Raw genomic sequence first — 20,834 nt, 5'->3', positions numbered from 1 at the left:
TCCCCGTGTTGCCCGTTAGGGCCGCGTCTTTGCTGCAAGTGCGAAGGAAGCGAGCATGATCGAGACGGTGGCGGTGATCGGGGCGGGGCAGATGGGCTCCGGCATTGCGCAGACCGTGGCGGCACACGGCAAGGCGGTGATACTCGCCGATGTCGACCTCGCCACCGCCGAGAAAGCCCACGCCGGGATCGACAAGGCGCTCGGCAAGCTGGTCGGACGCGGCAAGATAGAGATCGCCGATGCCGAGGCCACGCTTTCGCGGATCACTCCGGTCGCCGACTATGCGCCGATGAAGGATGCCGACCTCATCATCGAGGCGGCGACCGAGAAGGAGCCGATCAAGCAGGCGATCTTCGAAAAGGCCGGCAAGGTGCTGGCGCCGGATGCCATCATGGCGTCGAACACCAGTTCGATCCCGATCACCCGGATGGCGAATTACGCGCCCGATCCCGCGCGCTTCATCGGGTTGCACTTCTTCAATCCGGTGCCGGTGATGGGGCTGATCGAGGTGATCCCCGGCCTCGCCACCGCGCAGGCGACCACCGACCGCATCACCGCCTTCGCCGAAGGTCTCGGCAAGCAGGTCGTGCTCTCGCAGGACGAGCCCGGCTTCGTGGTCAACCGCATCCTGCTGCCGATGATCAACGAGGCGGTGTTCGTGCTCGGCCAGTCGACCGCGGGGATCGAGGATATCGACAAGGGCTGCCGGCTCGGCCTCAACCATCCGATGGGGCCGTTGCAGCTCGCCGATTTCGTCGGGCTCGACACCTGCCTCGACATCATCATGGTGCTCTACAAGACCACCCGCGACGCGAAGTACCGGCCGGCGCCGCTGCTGGTGAAATATGTCGAGGCCGGCTGGCTCGGCCGCAAGTCCGGGCGCGGCTTCTACGACTATTCCGGCGAGGAACCGGTCCCTACCCGCTAGGAACGGCGCGGGGGCCGGGCCGTTGATCGGCCAAAGGAGAATACCAATGTCCGACGACAAGAATTCCAAGCCCGAGAGCCAGGAAATGCGCCAGTCCGGTCTCGCGCCGGAAACGCACAACGACGAGCAGGACGACCATCGCTCGCAGGCGCAGGAAGTGGCCGAGCAGGCGCGCGGCACCACCGAAACCAACACTTCGCCCACCGAAAGCACCAAGGGCGAAAACGAGAGCGGTTTGATGGGCGATTCGACGCAGGACACGGTCGATCACATGCGCGACATGGAAAGTTCGGGCCGGGTCGACATGGACGCCTATCGCGGCGAGCCCAATCATGACGACAATGTCGACAAATACGGCAAGGGCCACAAGCCCGACGGACTGCGGGGCGACGGCAGCTGATCAGCCGGCAAGACTGCCGTCGTTGAGCACCCAGAGGCCGGCGGTAAGAAGCAGCGAACCCGCCGCCACGGCATAGGCGAGCACGCGAAAGTTCGGGGAAGGTATGGCCTCGAACTTGTGTGCGCTCAGCTTGTCGAGCGTATGGCAGGCGCGCCGCTGCGCGGTGATCGCCAGCCAACCGCCGGCAAGGATGAAGAGCGTGGCGATCGCCTTCGCCAGCCACGGCGGATCGAAGGCACCGAACACCGCCTTGAAACCCAGACCGATCCCGATTGCCGCGAAGGCGGTGCGCATCCATCCGGCGAAGGTCCGTTCCATCGCCATGATGTTGCGATCCTCGGCGAGGTCGGTCCGCAGCTCGGCCCAATGGGTCGAATTGTCGACATCTTCGGGAGGATCGTCCTGCGCCATCCCCCAACAGCGGAGACGGCGCCGCGCGGTTCCGTAACCCACCGATGTCAGTCGGATCGCGGTTCGGTCGCTTCGCGTTTCAGTTCGTAGAGAAGCGCGAGCGCTTCGCGCGGCGTCAAAGCGTCCAGATCGATCGTGCGCAGCCTTTCGCCCAGAACATCGACTGGTTTCTCCTCGATCCTCGTGCTGGCGGCGAAGAGGGGAAGGTCTCCCAGCCCGGCGGCGAGCCCGCCGGTTTCCGATCGGCCCTTCTCGAGCTTGTCGAGCACCGCTCTGGCGCGCTTCACCACCGGTTCCGGAACGCCCGCCAGCTTCGCCACCGAAAGTCCGTAGCTGCGGTCGGCGGCCCCCCGGGCAAGCTCGTGCAGCAGCACCAGCGCTCCCTTCCATTCGCGCGCGCGGACATGGTGCAGGCTCAGCGCCTCGCAGCTGTCGGCGAGGCGGGAGAGCTCGTGGTAATGCGTCGCGAACAGGCAGCGGCAGCCGAGCGTCGTATGCACCGCCTCGACCACCGCCCAGGCGAGCGCCATTCCGTCGTAGGTCGAGGTTCCCCGCCCGACCTCGTCGAGAATCACGAAGCTGCGATCCGTCGCCTGGCGCAGGATGGCGGCGGTTTCGACCATCTCGACCATGAAGGTCGAACGGCCGCGCGCCAGATTATCGCTCGCGCCGACGCGGCTGAACAACCGGTCGACCATGCCGATCCGCGCGGCCTGGGCGGGGACGAAACTGCCGGCCTGGGCGAGGAGCACGATGAGCGCGTTCTGGCGCAGGAAGGTCGATTTGCCGCCCATGTTGGGCCCGCCGATCAGCCACAGCCGGTCTTCGGGTCCCAGCCGGCAGTCGTTGGCGACGAAGCGTTCGCCCGATTTCGCCAGCGCCGCCTCGACCACCGGATGGCGGCCGCCGGTCACCTCGAGACAGGCTTCCTCGAGCATTTCGGGGCGGCACCAGTCGCCCTCGGCAGCGCGCTCGGCGAGGGCGGCGCAGACGTCGATCCGCGCCAGCGCCGCGGCTGTGGCGGCGATCGCCTCGCGGCGGGACACCACTTCGCCGGTCAACTCCTCGAAATGCGAATCCTCCGCCGCCAGTGCATGCGCGCCAGCCTCGGCGATGCGGGTCGCTTCCTCGTGCAGGCCCAGCGAATTGAACCGCACCGCGCCGGCCATGGTCTGGCGGTGGGTGAAGCCGCTGTCGGCCGCCATCAGCCGGTCGCCGTGTTTGGCCGGCACTTCGATGAAATAGCCGAGCACCTTGTTGTGCTTGATCTTGAGCGATGGCGTCTCGGTATCGGCGCGGTATCTCGCTTCGAGCGCGGCGATGGCCTTGCGGGCGTTGCCGCTGGTCTCGCGCAGGTCGTCCAGCGCGTGGTCGTAGCCGGGCGCGATGAAGCCGCCCTGCTGCCGCTCGGTCGGCGGCGAGGGGACCAGCGCGCGGTCGAGCAGGTCCGTCAGCGCGCCGTGCCCGCCCAACGCCTCGCCCATCCGCGCGAGCAGATCGGGCAGGTCCCCCGCTCTGCGCAACGAGTCGCGCAGCCGGCGCGCCTGGTTCAGCCCGTCGCGAACCTGGCCGAGATCGCGTGGGCTACCGCGCCCGGCGACGATCCGGCCCAACGCGCGACCGATGTCGGGCACGCCGCGCAGGGCGGAACGCAGGTCGGCGCGCAGCAGCGGGTCGCGATGGAACCGCTGCACCGCGGCATGGCGTGCCCCGATCGCTTCCCGATCGCCGAGCGGGGCGCAGAGGTCTTCCGCCAATTGCCGCGATCCGGCACCGGTCGAACAGCGGTCGACGCAGGCGAGCAGGCTGCCCTGGCGGGCGCCGCTCTGTGTTTCGCAGATTTCCAGGCTGGCGCGGGTCGCGGCATCCATCGCCAGATGCGCCGCCCCGCTGCGGGCCACGGGCGGCAGCAGGAAGGGCAGGGTGCCGCGCCCGGCGTGGTCGAGATAGGCGATCAGCCCGCCCGCCGCCGCCAGCATCGGCCGCGAGAAATTGCCCAGCCCGTCGAGCGTCGCCAGTCCGTGGATCGTCTTGAGCCGCGCTTCCCCGTCCTCGCTGCGGAAATCGGAGCGGGCGCGCATCGTCGCACCTTCGGGCCGATCCTCCCAATCCTCGGGCACGACGATCTCGCGCGCGCCGATCCGCGCCAGCGCGGCGTCGAGGGCTTCCGGCGCGCATTCCTCGAGCTCCATGCGCCCGGTCGAGATTTCGCAGGTGGCGATCCCCACGCTGTCACGAAGGGGAACGACCGCCGCCAGGAGATTGGCGCTGCGCGGATCGAGCAGCGCCTCTTCGGTCAGCGTCCCGGCGGTGACGAAGCGGACGATGTCGCGCGCGACCAGCGCCTTGGAACTCGGGGTACCCTCGCGCTTCGCCCGTGCCTTCGCTTCCTCGGGTGTCTCGGTCTGTTCGGCGATGGCGACGCGGCAGCCGCCCTTGATCAGCCGCGCCAGGTAGCCCTCCGCCGAATGCACCGGTACCCCGCACATCGGCACCGGCGCGCCGTCGTGTTCGCCCCGGCTGGTCAGCGCGATGTCGAGCACGCCCGCCGCAACCTTCGCATCTTCGAAAAACAGCTCGAAGAAATCGCCCATGCGGTAGAACAGCAGCGCATCGCCCGCCTCGCGCTTGAGCGCGAGGTATTGCTCCATCATCGGAGTTGGCTTGGACGGCGTCGCGGTGGACATGGCGTCCGGTTAGCCGAGCCAGGGCGCCGGGTCACCGGTTCCGAACCGTTCGCCCGTGGAAACAGCGCGACCCTGCACGGACCGGGCTCGTCCCCCCCCCACGACCATAGCAGCGCTTTCCCGGATCGCTGCACCGCGCTAGGACGCGAATCGTCGCGCAGGGGGATGATCATGGCCGAGCAGAAACGTTCCGGATTCAGCGACCGCGAGGCGCTTTTCTATCACGAGACCGGGCGCCCCGGTAAGATCGAGATCGTCGCGTCCAAACCGATGGCGACGCAGCGCGACCTCAGCCTGGCCTATTCGCCGGGCGTCGCCGTTCCGGTCCAGGCGATCGCCGACAACCCCGACGATGCTGCCAAATACACCGCCAAGGCCAATCTCGTCGCGGTGATTTCCAACGGCACCGCGATCCTCGGCATGGGCAATCTCGGCGCGCTCGCCTCCAAGCCGGTGATGGAAGGCAAGGCGGTGCTGTTCAAGCGCTTCGCCGACGTCGATGCGATCGATCTGGAACTCGACACCGAAGATCCGGACAAGTTCATCGAGGCGGTGGCGCTGATGGAGCCGAGCTTCGGCGGCATCAACCTGGAAGACATCGGCGCGCCCGAATGCTTCATCATCGAGCAGGCGCTGCGCGAACGCATGAACATCCCGATCATGCACGACGATCAGCACGGCACCGCGATCATCACCGCCGCCGGCCTGCTCAACGCCTGTCATCTGACCGGCCGCGACATCAAGGACGTCAAGGTGGTGGTCAACGGCGCCGGCGCGGCGGCGATCGCCTGCACCGCGCTGATCAAGGCGATGGGCGCGCGGCCCGACAACGTCATCATGTGCGACCGTTCGGGCCCGATAACGCCCGAGCGCGAGGGCATCGACCAGTGGAAGAGCGCGCATGCGACACCCACCGATGCCAGGAACCTGGAAGAGGCTCTGGTCGGGGCCGACATTTTCCTCGGCCTCAGCGCCGCTGGCGCGCTAAAGCCCGAATGGGTGAAGCGGATGGCGGACCGGCCGATCATCTTCGCCATGGCCAATCCCACGCCCGAGATCATGCCCGACGCGGCCAAGGCCGTGCGTCCCGACGCGATCGTCGCCACCGGCCGCAGCGACTTTCCCAACCAGGTCAACAACGTCCTCGGCTTTCCCTTCATCTTCCGCGGGGCGCTCGACGTGCAGGCGACCGCGATCAACGAGGAGATGAAGATTGCCGCCGCCGAGGCCATCGCCAAGCTGGCGCGCGATCGCGTGCCCGAAGAGGTCGCGGCCGCCTACGGCACCAACCCGCAATTCGGGACCGATTACATCATCCCCGCGCCCTTCGATCCGCGGCTGATCGAGGTGGTGTCCTCCGCCGTCGCCAAGGCGGCGATGGATTCGGGCGTCGCCAAGGCGCGGATCGAGGATTTCGACGAATATGCCCACCGCCTGAAGTCTCGGCTCAACCCGACGACTTCGGCGCTCACCAACATCTACGCGCTCGCTCGCGCCAATCCCAAGCGGATGGTCTTCGCCGAGGGCGAGGAGGACGTCGCCTTGCGCGCCGCGATCCAGTTCCGCGATTTCGGCTACGGCACCCCGATCCTGGTCGGGCGCACCGAAAAGGTGCTGGAGAAGCTGGAAGAGCTCGCGGTCGACGACCCCTCGAGCTTCATCATCGAGAATTCGGCGGTGTCGGACAAGGTCCCGGCGATGAACGATTTCCTCTACAAGCGCCTCCAGCGGCGCGGCTATACCGAGCGCGACGTCGCGCGGATGGTCAATCAGGAACGCAACGTCTTCGCCGCGCTGCTCGTGGCGCTGGGCCATGGCGACGGGATGGTCTCGGGGCTCACCCGGACCTTCGCCCAGACCGCGCGCGAGATCGGCAGGGTCATCGACGCGAAGCCGGGCGCGCTCTCCTTCGGCATCCACATGATCATCGGCAAGAACCACACCACCTTCCTCGCCGACACCACGATCAACGAGCGTCCCAGCGCCGAGGAACTCGCGCATATCGCGGTCGAAACCGCTGCCGTGGCGCGGCGGATGGGGCACGATCCGCGCGTCGCCTTCCTCTCCTATTCGACCTTCGGCAATCCCCCGGGCCAGTGGCTGGGCAACATCCGCGACGCGGTGGCGCTGCTCGATGCGCAGGATCCCGGCTTCGAATACGAGGGCGAGATGGCGCCCGATGCCGCGCTCAATCCCAAGGTGATGAAGCTCTACCCCTTCAGTCGGCTTTCGGGCCCGGCCAACGTGCTGATCATGCCGGGGCTGCAGTCGGCGAACCTTTCGGCCAAGCTGCTGCGCGAACTGAGCGGCGATGCGACGATCGGACCGATGATGATCGGGTCGGAAAAGCCGGTGCAGATCGCACCGATGACCGCCACCGCGCCGGATCTGCTGACCCTGGCGGTGCTGGCGAGCGCGGGCGTGGTGGGGTAGCTCCGCCGGCTAGAAAGCCAGAAACCGCCCGCACAGGATCACCGCGGTCCAGCACGCCAGCGAGATCGCTGCGGACAGACGCAGGCGGCCCGGAACGCTTGTTTCGCCAGCGACGAGACCGCGCCATGCCGGTGAGCGATGGACCGCGAGCGCGTGCACGGCCCCGAGAGCGACCAGCACCAGCTTCACCGGCATTGCCGGATGCGCGAGGTAGTCGAGGGGCTGGACGCTGAACAGCGCCGTCCCGGTGAGCACCGCGAAGGCAAGCCCGGTCCCGGCGACCCGGGGCAGCACCTGAGCAAGCGGCAGGAGCGGCACCGTGCGAAAGGCCCCGAGCAGCCTGAGGTCGAGCGCGAGGATCGAACCGAACAGCGTCGCCAGCGCGAGGATGTGCGCCGCGTTGACCAGCGGGTAGAGATATTGCGAGGAGCGCAGGAGCTCGGCCAGCGCACTGTTCTCCAGCGCGGCGAGCCCCGCCTCGATCATCGTGGTCAGCTGCCCGGCGTAAGGGTCTTGGGCCGCCGAGGATAGACGTCGTAGGTCTTGCCGTTGACGGTGATCGTCTCGGCCTTGAAGGCCAGCTGGTCGGGATCGCGCGAGCGGTGCCCGGTCAGCAGGGCGATGTCGCCCGCCTTGGCCACGCCTTCGACGAAACCGGCGCGGGTGGCGGCCGACGGCGGCGCGAGATCGACGGCCCAGACGCCCTTGCTGGCGCGCAGCTCCAGGCTGGCGTGGGGATTGCCGTAGTTGATCGAGATGATCGTGCCGCGCAGCCAAGTCTCCTCGTCCGCGGTCCAGCTCCAGCCGTGGTGTGCGGCCGCCGCGACCGGCAAGGTCAGCGCTGCGCCAAGGATTGCGAACTTGCGGGTGATCTTCATCGAACTCTCCTTCGTGCGCGTGACATAGCGGATATTCCGCCCGCTGTCTGCCCGCGGCCGGTCAGAACGGAAGGTCCGCATTCTTGTAGTCGACAAAGCGATAGCCACCGCCCCCCGCACTGGCGATGACATCGGCAAGGCCCGTCACGCTTTCCTCGATGGTCAGCGTGGCGTCGGGGCCGCCCATGTCGGTCTGAACCCAGCCGGGATGGAGCGAGAGGACCTGGATGTCGCGCCCGCGCGCATCCTGCTCGGCGGTTCCCTTGGCAAGCATGTTCTGCGCCGCCTTGCTGGTGCGGTAGAGGTCGTAGCCACCCGAGCTATCGGCGATCGAGCCCATCAGCGAGGTGGTGAAGCCCAGCGTTCCGCCATCCTTGATCAGCGGGAGCAGTTCCTTGCCGGCGCGGGCGGGGCCGAAGGCATTGGTCATCATGACATGTGCGACCTCTTCGGCGGTCGCCTTCGCCGCATCCTGATGGTCGGCTCCGGTGATCCCGGCATTGATCAGGATCACATCGAGACTGCCCTCGTCGAGGCCGAGGCCGGCGTAGCTCTTGGGATCAGTGACGTCGGCGGTGTGGACCGTCATGACATTGTTCTCGGCCGCCGCATGGAGGTCGTCGCTGCGATCGCGCTCGGTCGCATGGACGTGCCATCCGCGTGCGGCGAACGCCTTCGCCAGGCCGAGGCCGATCCCGCGCGAGGCGCCGATGATGAGAATGCTCTTGTCCGCCATAGATACTCCTTCGTCTGAAGGACGTCAGGACCGGTCCTCGGTTCCGGCCTCACCGCCGCCGAAAGCGGAAATACCAGACCTTAGTGGTCATACTATTATAATAGACTGATATACAATCACAAATCGGCATTTTTTGATCCCCATTTTCTCGGCTAGCAATCACCGGGTAATCACCATGCCAAATTTGGTAAGCACGCGCCGCCATGAACGGATTTCTGCGATTGCGATCATGATGCAGGCGCTGCCAATCGGAAGCAGGTTGCGAAACGCTTGCGGTCAGCCGCGCTTATCCCAGCCTCCGTGAACAGCTGTTCCCACCGTGTCGCTACGGTTCTGCTCATGTTTTCGGCGATTGCTTTCGCGTCATCATGGCTGAGGTCGAAGACCGCGGCACCGGCGAGAGCATTCTCGATCGTTGCATTGCGGCCTTCCGGCCCCACGCCGAGGACGAGCCGTCGCTCCAGTCCCAGCTGCGGTTTCGGCACTACATCGTAAAGCGGCGATAGCCGCCAACCCTCACCATCGAACAGGAAGCCATGATTACGTAGGTGATCATCATCATTCGTGACGAGGATATTGAGCAGCATTCGACGAAATAGCTCATGTAGATCCTGGCGCACTTCGGTTCCGAATTGCCGGATCGCTCCTGCGAGATCCGCATAGCTGAAGCTGCTGACCTCGCTCTCATGCGCCCCGAGCATTGTGAGCCCCGAAGCAAAGGGCCTGCGTTCCAGCCAGTTGCCGTGAGGAATCCGATCGAACCGCTCGATCAGATAGATGTCGCGATCAAGGACACAGCGGAAGTCGAGTGGCGGAACGTCGAGACCACACTCGCTGGCAAGCCGCATTGTCGCTAGTTCGACCCTGCATTCGGGAAAGCTGTCTCCCCGCTTCTGGAATTTCGCGATCCAGGGTTGGTCGCCGATTTTTGCAGCAGCCTTCGGCCGGGCGCCGCCCAGAGATGATCCGGCTGCCAGCAAGGCTCTTAAGTTCTCGTCGAGTTCGTCGACATGCTGCGCGCGTTCGGCGGCTTCCGCTAGCTCTGCGAGCGTGAACTCTTCGCCCGGAGCAGGGCCACCCCCCCATGGCGTAATTCTCTCCGGCTGGGCGGATGTCGGCCCAAAGGCGAGCGCCCCTACACGATGTTCGCCCGAGGCCAGAATGAGATCGATTTCGCTCGGCAAGCGATCGCCCATCGCCTTGTACATCAGGTATTGGCCCCAGCCATCGGGAGCAGCATCCCGAATGCCACCGAACACGGCAAAGCCTTCTTCCGTCCTGAACGTTCGAGAAGTTCCAGCTTCGTGCAACGGTAGAGCTACAGGATCGACCGGAATACGGTCAGTGCGTTCCAGATAACGCCGCCCGTAAGCGAAGGTAGCAAACTGGTTGCGCGGTTCGTCGGTCATCGTGAGAAGGCCTGCCGGAACAGGCCCCTCCTCTAGATGCACGAAGACATAGGTGCGGATGGTCGTCACGGCTTGCTAGAAATCCAGATCATCGTCGCTGACAGCGTGGGTCTTTTGGGGCAGGCGGGACAAATCCTCGCTGATGCCAGCCCGGTCACTGTCTGGGGTTACCAGCTCGGCAAGGCGCTGTGTCATCCCAAGGACATGCAGGGCGCTCGCCAGAACCGCGAGGCCCACGGTAGGATCCCCCGCTTCGAGGCGTTGCAGCGTTTGAACCGAGACGATCATGCGCTCGGCCATTAAACGCTGAGGAAGTTTTCTCCGGCGGCGAGCAAGGGCGATATCCTTGCCTAGCCGTGTAATCGCACGTTGGCTCTGGGGCGGTAGTCCGCTAGCAGCTCGAGACGAACGGGGCATGGCCCGATATATGACATATCATGCGAAATTCCGCAAATAGAAATGATATGTCATGTTTTTTTGCTCTTTCGCTTGAAGCAGATTTACCGAAGGAAGATGCTTCAACGCCTCCTGCACGAGGCTTACAATGGCCATGGCTGAGTGGAGAGGCGCTGGTGAGCGGTCGCTAGGCCGTGGCTTGACCATTGTACTTCAAAAGTCGCTGTGCAGTTGCACGAATTGTCTCGGCGACTATATCGCAAACGTCACGCATGTCGGCACAAGCCGACAGCCTCGGAAGAATTCCGAGGTCCCGTCCTCCAGTTGGAGGTTAACCGGCGGACCCTGCAAAGGGTTCGCCGAATTTCGTTCGAACGCTCTCGCAGGTCCAACCCGATGGAGCATCGAATGCATTATTCAGACGAGGAAATCGAACGCGCGAAGACATTATTCGCTTGTGAGGCAGGTAAGGCCGGCCATGACAGAATGGCGATTGCAGCGATGGCCGGAATGAGCAAGCCCAGAAAAATCAGCCATATCACTCATCTGCGGACTTGGCGTGACTACCTTCCGAAGGCGCGACGCGCTTTACAGAAGGAAAGATCGGATCGAAATTCTCGATAGGGGGCGCAAGTTATCACATGATCTGAACTGACCCAGACATGGGGCAGCAATAAGAATCAATGGCGCAAGTGAGAAGCCGCCGCGGCAGATAGGTATACCTCGCGGCTGAGCGGCAATGGCGATGCGACGCTCAAACCGACGGGGTCGAAGCGCAGAAGTGACTCCTTTCCAACCTGCTCTCACAATACAGACGGGCTGGAGGGGAGGAGGGCCTTTATGAGCGAACCGAAAGGATCGCGATGTGCCATGTCCCACCGATATTTCACCGAGATAAGCTCTTTGGAAGCAACCGCCCGCCGCATCTGCGAAAGCCGTGGCGGCAAATGGTCCGGCACCAAGGGCATGGCTCGTTGCCCCGCACATGACGACCGCACACCCTCGCTCGGCATATCGCTCGGGCGACAAGCCATCCTCTTCCACTGTTTTGCGGGATGCGACCAGCAGAGCGTGCTGGCTGCTCTGGCGCGTGAAGGTTTCGAGGCACCGGCGCTTTTTTCAGGTTCTGCGACCACCAACGAACCCGAATCGACCAGCACCCGCAAACCCTCGGCGGCAGCGCTGAGGATCTGGCGCGATGCACAGCCACTGCGTGCCAGTCCGGCAAAGGCATATCTTGAGAGCCGCGGCATCCTCGCCGCATCGCCGGCGCTGCGCTTCCACCCACGAACGCCGCTTGGTCCGAAGGGACGAACACGCTTTCTGCCCGCCATGATCGCGGCAGTCAGCCTCGACGAGGGGCCGATCGCCATCCATCGCACGTTCCTTTCGGGCAATGCCAAGGCCGATTTCGACAAACCGAAGCGCGCGCTCGGCGCGTTCGGGGAAGCTGCTGTCCGCCTTTTCGCTCCTACCTCCGGCAAGCTCGGCCTCGCGGAGGGCATCGAAAGCGCGATGTCGGCCTATGCTCTCACCGGCATTCCCGTCTGGGCAACCCTGGGCAATGAGCGCTTCGGTCTCGTCAGCGTGCCTGAGAGCGTGACCGAGCTTCACCTCTTCGTCGATCACGATGCTGGCGGCGAGCTGGCCGCGTCGCGTGCCCTGGCCGCTTATGCCCGCGATTGGCGGACGATCCACGTTCGCAAACCATCCTCACGCGACACCGACTGGAACGATGAACTTACAGAATGGCTGCGCCGCAAGGCGACGCGGTAGAGGAGAGAGGGCTTCTCGAATTCCTGATCCGGCGGAGGGCGTGTCCCGATGCCTTCATCAGGAGGACGAATTGCCATGTTTCAATCAGACCTGTTTCCCGCCGGCGAGCAGTTGCCGTCCATGCCCTTGGCCTATGCCATTGGCACCCGAGTTGCCGCGCTTCTTGCTTCGGGACGTCATCTTACCCGTACCGACATTTCCGGGCTGTTCGCCGAAGAGACCGGTGTTCTGGATTGGGGAAGCGCCTGGACCATCGACGACTACAACAGCGCGGTCGAGATCGGCGCACTACTCTGGCTTCGAGAGTCCTCACGGATCGATCTGGCGACGAATGTACACGAAGCCGAAGCGCGGTTCGACTGGCTCGAAGCAGCCTTGCCGCCACGGCACGTTCGCAGCGAAGCACAGGTCGAGCTCCAGCAGTTCTCGACCCCGCCAATGCTGGCCTGTCTGATGGCGAAGGCCGCAGCTGTCTGCGCGCAAGACACGCTGCTCGAACCGTCCGCAGGCAATGGTGCCCTTGCTCTCTGGGGTTGCCTCCAGAACGCTTCGCTGCTCCTCAACGAGATCGATCCGGCAAGACGAGACGGTCTGGCCCACGTCTTCCCCACGGCCACCATCACTGCGCATGACGGAGAACTGATCGCCGACTTGCTTCGCGGCCCTGTTCCGTCTGCCGTGCTGATGAACCCGCCGTTCGCTCACAGCCTGGAACGCGGCAAGGACGGTGAGACCGCTATGCGTCACCTACGCGGTGCATTCCGGGCCGCTGCTAATCGGGCGAGGATCGTCGCCATTATGCCTGAAGGCTTCGACGCCTCCGCCTTCGCCAAGGAACAGGACGAAGCATCGCTGCTCCTCGATGTTCGCCTGCAGCAGATGTTCCGCCGGACAGGGACGGGGATCGCTGTTCGCCTGGTTGTGTTCGACAAGACGCCGACTGCGTCCTCGCCTGCGATCACTGGAGATAATGCCGACCTTATCTCGCTCCACGAGCTTATCACTGCGCTTCCGCCACGCGTACAGACCTCCGCCAACATCCATCGCCTGCCGCTCGGCAAGCCAGTGCGCCTCGTTGGCAAGACTTCGGCCCAAAGCGCGCCGGTTCGGCCGGTGGCGCCGTTCGCCGCGACACCAGCAGCCACGGCGAATGCGATCGACCTTGCCTATTCGGTCCTCGCCGACCCCGCGCCTGTGCCCGAACAGACAGGCATCTACCTGCCTTACCGGCCCAGCCGCATCGCCTTCGAAGATGCTCCGGTCCATCCCACCCCGCTCGTGGAATCGGTCGCCATGGGTTCGGTCGCGGCACCGCAGCCCGATGTTTGCCCGCGCATTCCCGCATATTGGCAGGCCGATGGCCTGCTGTCCGAAGCGCAATGCGAGACACTGGTCTACGCTGCCCAGGCATTTGCGCGCGATCTTCCGGGTCAGTTCAAGGTGAGCCAGGAAGGCACCTCGCTGGAACTCTCCGAGGACGGACACTCCTACCGCCAAGGCTTCTTCCTCGGCGACGGAACCGGAGCGGGCAAAGGACGGCAGATCGCCGCGGTCATCATGGATCGCTGGCTCGCAGGCGAGCGCCGACATGTCTGGATCACCAAGAACGAGGCGCTGCTCGAAGATGCACGCCGCGACTGGGAAGCGCTTGGCGGGCTGCCGCTCGATCTCCAGCCGCTCTCGCGCTGGAAACTCGGCCAGCCCGTAACGATGTCCGAAGGCATTCTCTTCGTCACCTATCCGACGCTGCGCTCGGGCCGCGCCGAGGATACGCGGCTCGACCAGATCCTTGCCTGGGCGGGCGAGGATTTCGACGGCGTGATCGCTTTCGACGAAGCCCATGCGATGGCTAATGCGCTCGGGGGCTCTTCAATCCGCGGCAAGGTCAAGGGCTCCGAACAAGGGATGGCGGGCCTCAGGCTGCAGAACCATCTCCCGCGCGCCCGCGTGCTCTACGCGTCTGCCACTGGCGCTTCGGATATCGCCAACCTCGGTTACACTTCCCGCCTCGGCCTTTGGGGACCCGAGACCGCTTTTCCGACCCACGAGGCATTCATGACCGAGATCCGCGCTGGCGGCGTCGCGGCGATGGAGCTCGTCGCCCGTGATCTCAAGGCCCAGGGTCTCTATCTTGCCCGTGCGCTGTCCTTCGCCGGGGTCGAGTACGAGATCCTCGAACACAGCCTGACCGAAGCGCAGATAAAAATCTATGATGCCTATGCTGATGCCTGGGCGATCATTCACCGCAACCTCGAAGCTGCGCTCGAAGCAACCCGCGTGGTCGACGAGGACAGCGGCGACACGCTCAACCGCAATGCCAAGGCTGCGGCGCTATCGATCTTCGAAGGCACCAAGCAGCGCTTCTTTGCTCAGCTCCTGCTTTCGATGAAATTGCCGAGCCTGATCCCCGCGATGGAAGTAGCGCTTGGCGAAGAGCATTCGGTTGTCGTGCAGCTGGTCTCGACCGCCGAGGCCATGCTCGACCGGCGCCTTGCCGACCTTACCGTCGAAGAACGCGAAGCTCTCGATATCGATCTGTCCCCGCGTGAATACGTCATCGACTACCTTACGAAGAGCTTCCCGATACGATTGATGCAGGTCTTCGCCGACGAGGACGGCAATCTTCGCTCCGAGGCGATGAGTGACGAGGAGGGCAATCCCGTTTTCTGCCCGCGCGCCATCGCCGCGCGCGACGCGCTGATCGAGCAGCTCTGTGCGCTGCCGCCCATCGATCGCTTCACGGTGCTCGCCGATGAACTCCTGCGCACAGACCCTGTGATCGGTGCCGAGACCCGTCTCGTCTCGCTCGAAGTGACGAGGCACCTTCGGCCTCTGCGATTGAAGCGCCTAGTGCGGATGCACGAGATTGGCAGTTCGCACGCGATCCCGATGCGCAATGCGCGCTCGGGCAAGGTCGCGCTGTCGGTTCCGACCCGCCGTCTCATCACCGACGACGGGGCCGTGATCGAACGCCGACGCCTTCTGCGCCCGCTCAACTCCGCGAACTGGACAATCGAGGCACTCGCTGAAAGCCACTGGGAAGAAATTGGCGTCACCGCATTCACGAGGGCCTGGCGTGCCGAGGAAGAGCGAGCGGCCAAGTCACCGGTGACCGAGCGCGTGCATCTCGCCACCGGGCTGCTGCTCCCGGTGTGGAAACGTCTGCCGGGCGATCATGTCCGCGTCACCCGGCTCGTTGCCGAGGACGGTCAGTCGATCATCGGCCGCGAAGTGCTCGATATCGATCTCGCTGCGATCGCTGAGACCTTTGGCCTCTCCGGAGTTACCGGTCCGGCGCCGGACCAGATCGGCGATCTCGTCCTCGCCAGCGGCAAACCGTTGGGCCTCGCAAGCCACGATCCACTCACAGTGAAGCGTTCGCTGGTTGGCGGCGAACAGCGCCTTGAACTGACCGGATTCTCGCCGGATCGCCTCGACTGGTACAAGAACAAGGGCTGCTTCACCGAGATCATTCGCTACCGCACGCGGCTGTTTGTCCCGACGCCGAGAGCAAGCGAGACCCTCCAAAGCATCGCAATCAAGTCTTGAACTTCTCATTTGCCCAAATCGGGTCTATATGGAGACCAAATTCAGTCCTAAGGTGTTCTATGAAACTGGACCAGCGCATCAAACCGATCAGCTATCTGAAGGCCCACAGTGCAGAAATTATCCGGGAGATTGGAGATGGCGCCGGGCCAATGGTCATCACGCAGAATGGCGAAGCCAAGGCAGTTCTGCAGGATGTCGCCAGCTACGAGCGCGCACAAGAAACGCTCGCTCTGCTTAAACTTCTGGCGCTCGGACAGGCCGATGTTGCCGCCGGTCGGACCCGCCCGGTGGCAGGCCTCGCGGATCGCGTACGAGGTAAGTCAAACTGAATGATGGCGGCCGCTGTAGCGATCGAGATCACCTCCGGTGCGGAGCGCGATCTGGTGGGTATCTGGCAGCGCCGCCTGACGCAGCGCGGGCCGGATGGCGACGATGGTGCGGACGCACTGCTCGATGACCTTGTCGCGTCTATCGGCTCCCTTGTGAACAATCCTGAGAAAGGACCGGTTCCACCGGAACTTGAGGCTCTCGGGATCACCGACTTTCGGCAATTGTCGCGCTTTCCGTTCCGCATCATCTACGGGTATGTGCGATTGGTCAGAACTGAGAGCATAGCGATGTCTTCCTTCAGCCAGCGCGTGATCTAAACTACGCGCTTGATTTCGGAGTAGCTGCCGTCGGTCGTGAGGGTCACGGTGACGGTTGCGCTTGAACGATTGCGCCAGAACCACCCATGGCTGCCATCGAAGGCGGCGACGAGCGTGCCCGCTTCTCCCGTTGATGCGCGGCCCTTGCCGTACCCGTGATAAGAGATGCCCGGCGCATCGGCATGCGTATCGAAGTTGACGTGGCCGTCCTGCACCGACCATTCGTATTGGAGGCTGGCGCCTTCGACCATGACCGCCTTGACTTCCGCACCCTCGCCAGGCGCGAGCGTCAATTCGGTCACATCGGTGCGCGTTGCCGCTTCGGAACCGCTGCCGCTGTTATCGGCGAGCGAGCGAACCTCCTCGACGTCCGCATTCTGTTCGTCGGCGGCTGCTTCCGCGGCAAGCTGCTCCTTGATCTCGCCCATCTCGGAATATCCCAGAAGACGGCCCGCTCCGGTCGGATCGATCGCATATTCTGCGGGTAGAACCACGGTGACCAGAAGGACAGTCGCGGTCACCAAGGCGAACGCGGTCGCCTTGACGAGCTGGCGGTTGGTAGGAAGGTCGCTGATGGACGGGCGCTGTGAATTGAACATGTCTATTGCTCCTGGAAAAATGTGCTCAGGCTACGGCGAAGCCGACGAGTTGGTAGCCAACGAGCATGAAGCCCGCGGTCATGAGAAGAGTGTTGGCGGCGAAGGCGTGACGCATGAAGCTCTCGGTTCTGCGCCAGAAGCCCATGACGATCAGAATTGCGCCAAGCGCGAGCAATTGTCCGATTTCCACCCCAACATTGAAGGCGAGAAGGTTCGGCACGAGGCCATCGTCGGCGATCTCGAATTCAATGATCTTCGTGGCAAGGCCGAAGCCGTGAAAGAAGCCGAAAATGAGGGTTGCTGCCTTGGTGCTGGGCTGGAATCCGAACCACCGCTGGAAGGCACCGAGATTGTCCAAGGCCTTGTAAACCACCGACAGACCGATGATCGCATCGATGAGATAGGCGTTGGCGGTGATACCGGTCAGGACTCCGAAAAGCAGCGTGGTCGAATGGCCGATCGCGAACAGCGTCACGTAGATTCCGACGTCCTTCAACCGGTAGAGGAAGAAGATGACGCCGAAGAGGAAGAGCAGGTGATCGTATCCCGTCACCATGTGTTTCGCGCCGAGATAGATGAAGGGCAGGATCAGCATTCCGCTGCTCTCCTGGATGTAGCCCTTGTCCCCCTCGGCGACGTTGTGCGCCCAGGCTTCCGCACCCGAGGCGAGGAAGATCAGCAAAACTGCAATGAGCGCGAAGATGCGCACGAATGCTGTTTTGGATCGAGATTGCGTCATGGATATCATTTCGTTCTCCGGTCCCGGATGTCGACCACCTGCGGGATTACATCCTGCGGACGGCCGCTCCGGCTTCAGCTTGCGAGTTGAGGGTTGGGATTTTCGTCGGATGCCCCTGTCTGTCGAACTTCCGTGCGTTCGCCGCGAACCACCCGGTAGAGCGCTGGCAACACCAGCAGCGTCAGCGCAGTAGCCGAGACGATCCCGCCGATGACGACCGTTGCGAGCGGGCGCTGCACCTCGGAACCGAGCCCGACGTTCAGAGCCATCGGGACGAAGCCGAGGCTTGCAACGAGTGCGGTCATGAGGACGGGCCGCAGACGAGCCATGGCTCCTTCCTTGATGGCGTCCTCAAGTGGTTTGCCTTCATCCATCAGCTGCCGGATGAACGTCAGCATGACGACGCCGTTCAGCACTGCGATGCCCGACAGGGCGATGAAGCCAACCCCCGCCGAGATCGAGAAGGGAATGCCGCGCAGCATGAGCGCCGCCACGCCTCCGGTAAGCGCCAAAGGCACACCGGAAAACACGACCAGCGCATCCTTCACCGAGCGAAACAGCGCCACCAGCAGGCCGAAGATCAGCAGCAAGGCAAGGGGAACGACGATCTGAAGCCGCGCACTCGCGGATTCGAGCTGCTCGAATGTGCCGCCATAGTCGACCCAGTAACCCTCGGGCAGTTCGACCTCTGTGGCGATCCTCTCTTGCGCCTCGGAGATGAAGGAACCCAGGTCCCGTCCGCGCACATTGCTGGTGACCACTGCACGCCGCTTGCCGTCCTCGCGGCTGATCTGGTTCGGCCCCTGAACGTTCTCGATCGTCGCGACCTCCGACAGCGGGACAGACCCTCCACCTGGCAGCGCGATAGGAAGACGCTCAAGTACCTGGCGATCCTCGCGCATCTCTTCGGGCAGCCGAACAACGATATCGAAGCGGCGATCACCTTCGAAGATCTGGCCGGCCTCGGTCCCGCCGATTGCCGTCGACACCACCGTCTGAACATCGTCCACGTTCAACCCGAGCTGGGTCAGGCGGATGCGATCAGGGATGACCTGAATGAACGGCAAGCCGGTCACCTGTTCGGTCTGCGCGTCCTGCGATCCCTCGATTGAAGAGACGACGCCCTCGACCTCGGCTGCAACGGCAGCGAGCTGGTCGAGATCGTCCCCGAAGATCTTGATTGCGACGTCGGAGCGCACACCCGCGATGAGCTCGTTGAAGCGCATCTGGATCGGCTGGAGAAACTCGTAGCGCGAACCCGGCACCTGCTGGACTGCCTCGTTCATCTCGGCGACGAGTTGCTCCTTTGGTTTGCGGGGGTCCGGCCAATCCTCTCTCGGCTTCATGATCACGAAGGTGTCGGCGACCGAAGGCGGCACTGGGTCAGTGGCTACATCGGCGGTACCGATCTTCGCGAACACCTGGTCAACTTCGGGAAAGGTCCGGATCCGGTCTTCCAGGGCAGTCTGCATGGCGACCGCCTGGCTAAGGCTGGTACCCGGAATGCGCAGTGCGTGGAGCGCGATATCGCCTTCATCGAGATTGGGAATGAATTCCGATCCCATCCGGCTTGCGCCTAATCCGCTCAGGACCACCAGAGCGACAGCGCCGGCCAGCACCGCCTTTCGCGAACGCAAGGCGAAGTCGAGCATCGGACGATAACCCGATTTGGCTGCGCGCATGACGCGCGTCTCCTTCTCCTCGACCTTGCCCGTCACGAATGTCGCGACCGCTGCCGGAACGAACGTGAGGGCGAGCACCATGGCGGCGGTTAGCGCCATGACGACCGTGATCGCCATGGGATGGAACGTCTTGCCCTCCACGCCTTCGAGAGCGAAGATCGGCACGTAGACGATGGTGATGATCAGAATGCCGAAGAGGCTCGGCTTGATTACCTCGGCAGATGCGCGGGCCGCCAGCTTGAAGCGTTCCTCGCGATCAAGCAGTCTTCCGAGCGAATGCTGCGCCTCGCCGAACCGACGTAGGCAGTTTTCGACGATGATGACCGCACCGTCGACGATCAGGCCGAAGTCCAATGCCCCTAGGCTCATCAGGTTGCCGGACACGTTGTTCTCGACCATCCCCGTGATCATCAGGAGGAAAGAAAGCGGGATCACGGCAGCGGTAATGAGTGCAGCCCTGAAGTTGCCGAGCAGGACGAACAGGACAACGATCACCAGCAGCGCCCCTTCGGCGAGGTTTTTCTCGACTGTGGAGACCGTTGCCTCGACCAATTCGGAGCGATCGTAGACCGTATTGGCGACAACGCCGCCGGGCAGCGAGCGGTTCACCTCCTCCAGCCTTTCGGCCACCGCGACACTGACATCGCGGGCATTCTCGCCAACGAGCATGTAGATCGTGCCGAGCACAACTTCGCGGCCATCCTTGGTCGCCGCGCCATTGCGGATCTCCGATCCGATCTCGACATCCGCCACATCGGCGATGCGAATGGGAACCCCATCGCGGTAATCGACGATAATCCCGGACAGATCGCGTTCGTCCTCGGCCTGTCCGGGTACGCGGATAAGATATTGCGAACCCGACCTCTCGACGTAGCCGGCACCGACATTGGCATTGTTGTTTTCAAGCGCCTCGATCACGTCCTCGACCGTCAGACCGAAACCGGCAAGACGTTCGGGAAGCGGCGCTACGACATACTCCTTACGGTAGCCGCCGATTGAGTTGACCTCGGTGACCCCTGGAACCGTGCGAAGCTGTGGTCGAACGACCCAGTCATGCAACGTCCGCAGATCCTGCGCGGTATAGCGCGACCCATCGGGTTTGATCGCTCCCTGCTCGGCCTCGACCGTGTACATGAAGATCTCGCCAAGGCCCGTGGCGATAGGCCCAAGCTCGGGTTCGACCGTCTCCGGCAGGTTCGAACGTACCGCCTGCAGGCGCTCGTTGACGAGTTGCCTGGCGAAGTAGATGTCGGTGCCGTCCTCGAAAACGACGGTGACCTGGCTCAGACCGTAGCGCGATACCGAGCGCGTATAGGACAGCCCCGGCAACCCCGCGATGGCGGTTTCGACCGGATAGGTAATGCGCTGCTCCGCCTCGAGAGGAGAAAAGCCCGGCGCCGAAGTGTTGATCTGCACCTGCACATTGGTGATGTCCGGCACGGCATCGATCTTGAGCCGGCCGAAACTGTAAATGCCCACGGCGGCGAAAATGAACACCGCTGCCAGCACTGCGAAACGCTGCCTGATCGACAGCTCGACTATTTTCGTTAACATGGAATCGCGC

17 protein-coding genes are annotated in these 20,834 nt (G+C 63.7%); 7 read left to right on the top strand and 10 right to left on the bottom strand.

Translation table 11 applies throughout. The features are described 5' to 3' along the window. The first annotated feature begins 55 nt into the window (after positions 1–55). The gene (locus tag ACGHN1_RS10740; RefSeq protein WP_390550865.1) at positions 56–928 is read left to right on the top strand and encodes a 3-hydroxyacyl-CoA dehydrogenase NAD-binding domain-containing protein; all 873 of its coding nucleotides are present in this window, start codon (positions 56–58) and stop codon (positions 926–928) included. A 46-nt stretch (positions 929–974) separates the two neighbouring features. Beyond that, entirely contained in the window at positions 975–1,328 is a 354-nt protein-coding gene (locus ACGHN1_RS10735) for a hypothetical protein (RefSeq protein WP_390550864.1), read from the top strand. Here the strand turns inward: ACGHN1_RS10735 and ACGHN1_RS10730 are convergent, their stop codons facing one another. Both ACGHN1_RS10730 and mutS read right to left on the bottom strand, forming a co-directional pair. Then, complete coding sequence (locus tag ACGHN1_RS10730) at positions 1,329–1,739, bottom strand: YidH family protein (RefSeq protein ID WP_390550863.1); 411 nt, start codon at positions 1,737–1,739, stop codon at positions 1,329–1,331. A 47-nt stretch (positions 1,740–1,786) separates the two neighbouring features. Next, the gene (gene mutS, locus ACGHN1_RS10725) at positions 1,787–4,393 is read right to left on the bottom strand and encodes a DNA mismatch repair protein MutS (protein ID WP_390550925.1); all 2,607 of its coding nucleotides are present in this window, start codon (positions 4,391–4,393) and stop codon (positions 1,787–1,789) included. A gap of 204 nt (positions 4,394–4,597) precedes the next feature. On the opposite strand from mutS, the gene ACGHN1_RS10720 reads away from it, so the two are divergent. Then, positions 4,598–6,859: an NADP-dependent malic enzyme gene (locus tag ACGHN1_RS10720; protein WP_390550862.1), complete on the top strand. Its 2,262-nt coding sequence runs from the start codon at positions 4,598–4,600 to the stop codon at positions 6,857–6,859. Positions 6,860–6,868: 9 nt separating this feature from the next. On the opposite strand, the gene ACGHN1_RS10715 is transcribed toward ACGHN1_RS10720, so the two are convergent. The 5 genes from ACGHN1_RS10715 to ACGHN1_RS10695 form a co-directional block, all read right to left on the bottom strand. Continuing rightward, positions 6,869–7,345, bottom strand: coding sequence for a hypothetical protein (locus tag ACGHN1_RS10715; protein ID WP_390550861.1), 477 nt, complete (start codon positions 7,343–7,345; stop codon positions 6,869–6,871). 5 nt (positions 7,346–7,350) lie between these two features. Further along, entirely contained in the window at positions 7,351–7,737 is a 387-nt protein-coding gene (locus ACGHN1_RS10710) for a DUF6152 family protein (protein ID WP_390550860.1), read from the bottom strand. A 61-nt stretch (positions 7,738–7,798) separates the two neighbouring features. Continuing rightward, positions 7,799–8,473, bottom strand: a complete 675-nt coding sequence (locus ACGHN1_RS10705) for an SDR family NAD(P)-dependent oxidoreductase (protein ID WP_390550859.1) — start codon at positions 8,471–8,473, stop codon at positions 7,799–7,801. Positions 8,474–8,700: 227 nt separating this feature from the next. Further along, positions 8,701–9,882, bottom strand: coding sequence for a type II toxin-antitoxin system HipA family toxin (locus ACGHN1_RS10700; RefSeq protein WP_390550858.1), 1,182 nt, complete (start codon positions 9,880–9,882; stop codon positions 8,701–8,703). Between the two features lie 75 nt (positions 9,883–9,957). Further along, on the bottom strand, positions 9,958–10,182 hold the full coding sequence (locus ACGHN1_RS10695; RefSeq protein WP_008601437.1) for an XRE family transcriptional regulator: 225 nt from the start codon (positions 10,180–10,182) through the stop codon (positions 9,958–9,960). Positions 10,183–11,118: 936 nt separating this feature from the next. Between ACGHN1_RS10695 and ACGHN1_RS10690 the strand changes: the two genes are divergently transcribed. The 4 genes from ACGHN1_RS10690 (at position 11,119) to ACGHN1_RS10675 (ending at position 16,250) form a co-directional block, all read left to right on the top strand. Continuing rightward, positions 11,119–12,054, top strand: coding sequence for a toprim domain-containing protein (locus ACGHN1_RS10690; RefSeq protein WP_390550857.1), 936 nt, complete (start codon positions 11,119–11,121; stop codon positions 12,052–12,054). A gap of 75 nt (positions 12,055–12,129) precedes the next feature. Then, positions 12,130–15,603 carry a strawberry notch-like NTP hydrolase domain-containing protein gene (locus ACGHN1_RS10685; protein WP_390550856.1) on the top strand — a complete coding sequence of 1,158 codons (3,474 nt, stop codon included), beginning with the start codon at positions 12,130–12,132 and terminating at the stop codon, positions 15,601–15,603. A 59-nt stretch (positions 15,604–15,662) separates the two neighbouring features. Continuing rightward, positions 15,663–15,932, top strand: coding sequence for a type II toxin-antitoxin system Phd/YefM family antitoxin (locus ACGHN1_RS10680; RefSeq protein WP_010240558.1), 270 nt, complete (start codon positions 15,663–15,665; stop codon positions 15,930–15,932). After that, a complete protein-coding gene (locus ACGHN1_RS10675) occupies positions 15,933–16,250 on the top strand; it encodes a type II toxin-antitoxin system RelE/ParE family toxin (RefSeq protein WP_390550855.1) in 318 nt (105 codons plus the stop codon). On the opposite strand, the gene ACGHN1_RS10670 is transcribed toward ACGHN1_RS10675, so the two are convergent. The 3 genes from ACGHN1_RS10670 to ACGHN1_RS10660 form a co-directional block, all read right to left on the bottom strand. After that, positions 16,247–16,849, bottom strand: coding sequence for a transmembrane anchor protein (locus ACGHN1_RS10670; protein WP_119511789.1), 603 nt, complete (start codon positions 16,847–16,849; stop codon positions 16,247–16,249). The two genes, ACGHN1_RS10675 and ACGHN1_RS10670, sit on opposite strands and share 4 nt — an antisense overlap. 25 nt (positions 16,850–16,874) lie before the next feature. Beyond that, positions 16,875–17,588 carry a HupE/UreJ family protein gene (locus ACGHN1_RS10665; RefSeq protein WP_228766213.1) on the bottom strand — a complete coding sequence of 238 codons (714 nt, stop codon included), beginning with the start codon at positions 17,586–17,588 and terminating at the stop codon, positions 16,875–16,877. Positions 17,589–17,662: 74 nt separating this feature from the next. Beyond that, the gene (locus ACGHN1_RS10660) at positions 17,663–20,824 is read right to left on the bottom strand and encodes an efflux RND transporter permease subunit (protein ID WP_119511787.1); all 3,162 of its coding nucleotides are present in this window, start codon (positions 20,822–20,824) and stop codon (positions 17,663–17,665) included. Between the last annotated feature and the right edge of the window lie 10 nt (positions 20,825–20,834).

Source organism: Qipengyuania sp. MTN3-11, from assembly GCF_042851825.1.
Lineage (GTDB): Bacteria > Pseudomonadota > Alphaproteobacteria > Sphingomonadales > Sphingomonadaceae > Qipengyuania.
Note: the sequence above shows the minus strand (reverse complement) of the source record. Positions and strands in the feature narration are given on the sequence as shown.